Raw genomic sequence first — 4,038 nt, forward strand, 5'->3', positions numbered from 1 at the left:
CGCTGTCCGAGGCGTTGGCGTCGCCTGAACCGCGACGGGTGCGGGGGCGGGAGAAGGCTGGGCTGGGGTTCTCTGGGGCGGCTGGGATTCCATCGGCGTGGGCGGGGGTGTTGGGACGCGCGTCGGTGCAGGCAGAGGCGGCGGCAGCGGCTGCGGCGGACTGAACGGACGCTCGAGCTCAAGCTGGATGATCGGCGGCGTCGGCGGCGAGGGCAGAGTCTCGCGACGGTCGTTCGCCGCATAGTGGGCCATGCTGCCCAGGACAACGGCATGCAACAACAGGGAGGCCCCTGCCGTCAGGGTTCGCTTGAGACCCGGTCGCGCCCGCTTTGCGGGGCCTTCGGGCAGAACGGCGATGCTCATGAAGGCTCCCCCATCGTCCGAACGAATGATGCCTAGGCAAGCATGGCGATATATAGGCGCAATATCATCGATCCCTGAACAGGGTGCGAACGCGGGGCTTCGGGCGTCAGCCTGTGCGAATCCCTTGACCTGTTAACGGATCGAGCGTAGAAGCCGCGCACTTTCGAGACGTGGGCGGTCCGCCGCTCGCTGAGATCGTGACAATTGAACGGACGGGCTGTGTCCCGCCGGAACGCCCAAAGCGCGCGTTCCGGTTTTTCTGTTTGGGCGTCGTGACCTCGGCTCGATAACACCCGGGCGGGGCTTCGGTCTCGTTCAAAAGAAGGCTCATGAGGCGCTCCGGTCGAAAGACACACGCCTCCACATCGAAAAGAGACGAATTCGAATGCCCACGATCAACCAGCTGATCCGCAAGCCCCGCAAGCCGAAGCCGGTCCGCAACAAGGTTCCGGCCCTGGAGGGTTCGCCCCAGCGTCGCGGCGTCTGCACCCGCGTGTACACCACGACCCCGAAGAAGCCGAACTCGGCTCTGCGTAAGGTCGCCAAGGTCCGCCTGGCCAAGAACGGCGTCGAAGCCGTTTGCTACATCCCCGGCGAAGGCCACAACCTGCAGGAGCACTCGGTCGTGCTAATCCGCGGCGGCCGCGTGAAGGACTTGCCCGGCGTGCGTTACCACATCCTGCGCGGCGTGCTCGATACGCAAGGCGTCAAGGACCGCAAGCAGCGTCGTTCGCACTACGGCGCCAAGCGTCCGAAGTAATCGGCCCCGGCCTACGTTTCAGAGATTTCCCCGACGTCAGTCGGGCCCGAGAAGGAATAACCCATGTCGCGTCGTCACCGCGCCCAGAAGCGTGAAGTTCTGCCGGATCCCAAGTTCGGCGATCTGATCGTCACCAAGTTCATGAACTACGTCATGTACGAAGGTAAGAAGGCCGTCGCCGAAAACATCGTTTACGGCGCCTTCGACATCCTGGCGGACAAGAAGAAGGAGCAGACTGCGGTCGAGACCTTCCACGCCGCCCTGGAAAACGTCGCCCCGTCGGTCGAAGTCCGTTCGCGTCGCGTCGGCGGCGCCACCTACCAGGTGCCGGTCGAAGTCCGTCCGGACCGTCGTCGCGCCCTGGCCATCCGTTGGCTGGTCAACGCCGCCCGCAACCGCGGCGAGAACACCATGACGGAAAAGCTGGCCGCCGAGCTGCTGGACGCCTCGAACAACCGCGGCACCGCGGTCAAGAAGCGCGAAGACACCCACAAGATGGCCGAAGCCAACCGCGCCTTCAGCCACTACCGCTGGTAAGCGTCTTAAAACCGCCAATGGCGGCGACTATTTAAGACGATCTGGCGCGGGCGTTTTTCGGAATCGCCCGCGCCGTCATATCCGACACCCCAGGGCGCTCGCCGCGTCCGCGAAGCTCCCGGAAGGCAACTTCAATGCCCCGCACACATAACATCGAAGACTACCGCAACTTCGGCATCATGGCCCACATCGACGCGGGCAAGACGACGACGACCGAGCGGATCCTGTTCTACACCGGCAAGAACCACAAAATGGGCGAGACGCACGATGGCGCGTCCACCATGGACTGGATGGACCAGGAACAGGAACGCGGCATCACCATCACGTCGGCCGCGACGACCGCCTTCTGGCGCGAAAAGCGCCTGAACATCATCGACACCCCCGGCCACGTGGACTTCACCATTGAAGTCGAGCGTTCGCTGCGCGTGCTCGACGGCGCCGTGACGGTGCTGGACGGCAACGCCGGCGTCGAGCCGCAGACGGAAACCGTCTGGCGCCAGGCCGACAAGTACAGCGTTCCGCGCATCGTCTTCGTCAACAAGATGGACAAGATCGGCGCCGACTTCGCCGCTTCGGTTCAGTCGATCCGCGACCGTCTGGGCGCCAAGGCTGTGCCGATCCAACTGCCGATCGGTTCGGAATCGAACCTGAAGGGCGTGATCGACCTGGTCGAGATGAAGGCCCTGGTCTGGGAAACCGACCAAGTCGGCGCCTCGGCCGACATTCGCGACATCCCGACTGATCTGCTCGAAGCCGCGACCGAAGCCCGCCAGTACCTGGTCGACAACGCCGTCGAGATCGACGACGAGGCCATGGAATCCTACCTGGGCGGCGAAGAGCCCTCGGTTGAAGTGCTGAAGCGCTGCATCCGCAAGGCCGTCATCACCGGCGCCTTCTATCCGATCCTGTGCGGCTCGGCCTTCAAGAACAAGGGCGTGCAGCCCCTGCTGGACGCCGTCGTCGACTACCTGCCGTCGCCGGTGGACATCCCCGCCATTCCGGGCATCGACTTCAAGACCGAAGAGCCGACCTCGCGTCAGGCTTCGGACGATGAAGCCCTGTCGGTCCTGGCGTTCAAGATCATGGACGACCCCTTCGTCGGCTCGATCACCTTCTGCCGCGTCTACTCGGGCAAGATGGAGACCGGTCAGTCGCTGCTGAACTCGTCGCGCGACAAGCGCGAGCGCGTCGGCCGCATGCTGCTGATGCACTCCAACAACCGTGAAGACATCAAGGAAGCCTTCGCGGGCGACATCGTCGCCCTGGCCGGCCTGAAGGAAACCCGCACGGGCGATACCCTGTGCGACCCGCTGAAGTCCCCGGTCATCCTCGAGAAGATGGAATTCCCGGCGCCGGTCATCGAGATCGCCGTCGAGCCCAAGACCAAGGCCGACCAGGAGAAGCTGGGCGTCGCCCTGGCCAAGCTGGCTTCGGAAGATCCGTCCTTCACCGTCTCGACCGACCACGAGTCGGGCCAGACGATCCTGAAGGGCATGGGCGAGCTGCACCTGGACATCAAGATCGACATCCTGAAGCGCACCTACAAGGTCGAAGCGACCATCGGCGCGCCGCAGGTGGCCTATCGTGAATCGATCAGCCGCAAGGTCGAGATCGACTACACCCACAAGAAGCAGACCGGCGGTACGGGCCAGTTCGCCCGCGTCAAGCTGGTGTTCGAGCCGGGCGAGCCGGGTTCGGACTTCGTCTTCGAGTCGGCCATCGTCGGCGGCGCGGTGCCCAAGGAATACATCCCGGGCGTTGAAAAGGGCCTGAAGTCGGCCAAGGACAACGGCCTGCTGGCCGGCTTCCCGGTGATCGACGTCAAGGCGACGCTGATCGACGGCGCTTTCCACGACGTCGACTCCTCGGTCCTGGCCTTCGAAATCGCGTCGCGCGCTGCGTTCCGCGAGCTGAAGGAAAAGGGCGGACCGAAGCTGCTCGAGCCGATCATGGCGGTCGAGGTCGTGACCCCGGAAGAGTACCTGGGTTCGATCATCGGCGACCTGAACGGCCGTCGCGGCATGATCCAGGGGCAGGACATGCGCGGCAACGCCGTCGTCGTGAACGCCTTCGTGCCGCTGGCCAACATGTTCGGCTACGTGAACACGCTGCGCGGCATGTCGCAGGGCCGCGCCCAGTTCACCATGCAGTACGACCACTATGAATCGGTGCCGCAACACGTCGCCGACGAAGTGATCAAGAAGTACGCCTAAGTCCGTCTTTCTGACGGGCCCACTTGAAAACGGGGCGGTTTGACCACAAATCGCCCCACCTATCCCCAAACCCATTTGGACCCCAGTTTGGGGACACCAGGAGCTAGAGAATGGCCAAGGAAAAGTTCGAACGCACGAAGCCGCACGTGAACATCGGCACGATCG

General features: G+C 63.9%; 3 protein-coding genes and 1 pseudogene. 3 read left to right on the forward strand and 1 reads right to left on the reverse strand.

Annotation, left to right across the window (positions count from 1 at the left end; genetic code table 11):
• Window positions 1–363: pseudogene (locus tag RT567_RS14370) on the reverse strand (hypothetical protein); the annotation flags it as partial.
• 385 nt (window positions 364–748) lie between these two features.
• Here RT567_RS14370 and rpsL point away from each other — a divergent pair.
• The 3 genes from rpsL to fusA all read left to right on the forward strand — a co-directional run bounded on the left by rpsL (window position 749) and on the right by fusA (window position 3,873).
• Window positions 749–1,123, forward strand: a complete 375-nt coding sequence (rpsL, locus tag RT567_RS14375) for a 30S ribosomal protein S12 (protein ID WP_003165508.1) — start codon at window positions 749–751, stop codon at window positions 1,121–1,123.
• A gap of 63 nt (window positions 1,124–1,186) precedes the next feature.
• Window positions 1,187–1,660 carry a 30S ribosomal protein S7 gene (gene rpsG, locus RT567_RS14380; RefSeq protein WP_087140773.1) on the forward strand — a complete coding sequence of 158 codons (474 nt, stop codon included), beginning with the start codon at window positions 1,187–1,189 and terminating at the stop codon, window positions 1,658–1,660.
• Window positions 1,661–1,794: 134 nt separating this feature from the next.
• A complete protein-coding gene (fusA, locus tag RT567_RS14385) occupies window positions 1,795–3,873 on the forward strand; it encodes an elongation factor G (RefSeq protein ID WP_313576951.1) in 2,079 nt (692 codons plus the stop codon).
• Window positions 3,874–4,038 lie beyond the last annotated feature (165 nt).

It is taken from the genome of Brevundimonas sp., from assembly GCF_032107865.1.
In the GTDB taxonomy this organism is placed as follows: Bacteria; Pseudomonadota; Alphaproteobacteria; order Caulobacterales; family Caulobacteraceae; genus Brevundimonas.

Bases quoted from the DNA above. Each gene is read 5' to 3' on its own strand.
- rpsL (WP_003165508.1), top strand. From the start codon at position 749: ATGCCCACGATCAACCAGCTGATCCGCAAGCCCCGCAAGCCGAAGCCG.
- rpsG (WP_087140773.1), top strand. From the start codon at position 1,187: ATGTCGCGTCGTCACCGCGCCCAGAAGCGTGAAGTTCTGCCGGATCCC.
- fusA (WP_313576951.1), top strand. From the start codon at position 1,795: ATGCCCCGCACACATAACATCGAAGACTACCGCAACTTCGGCATCATG.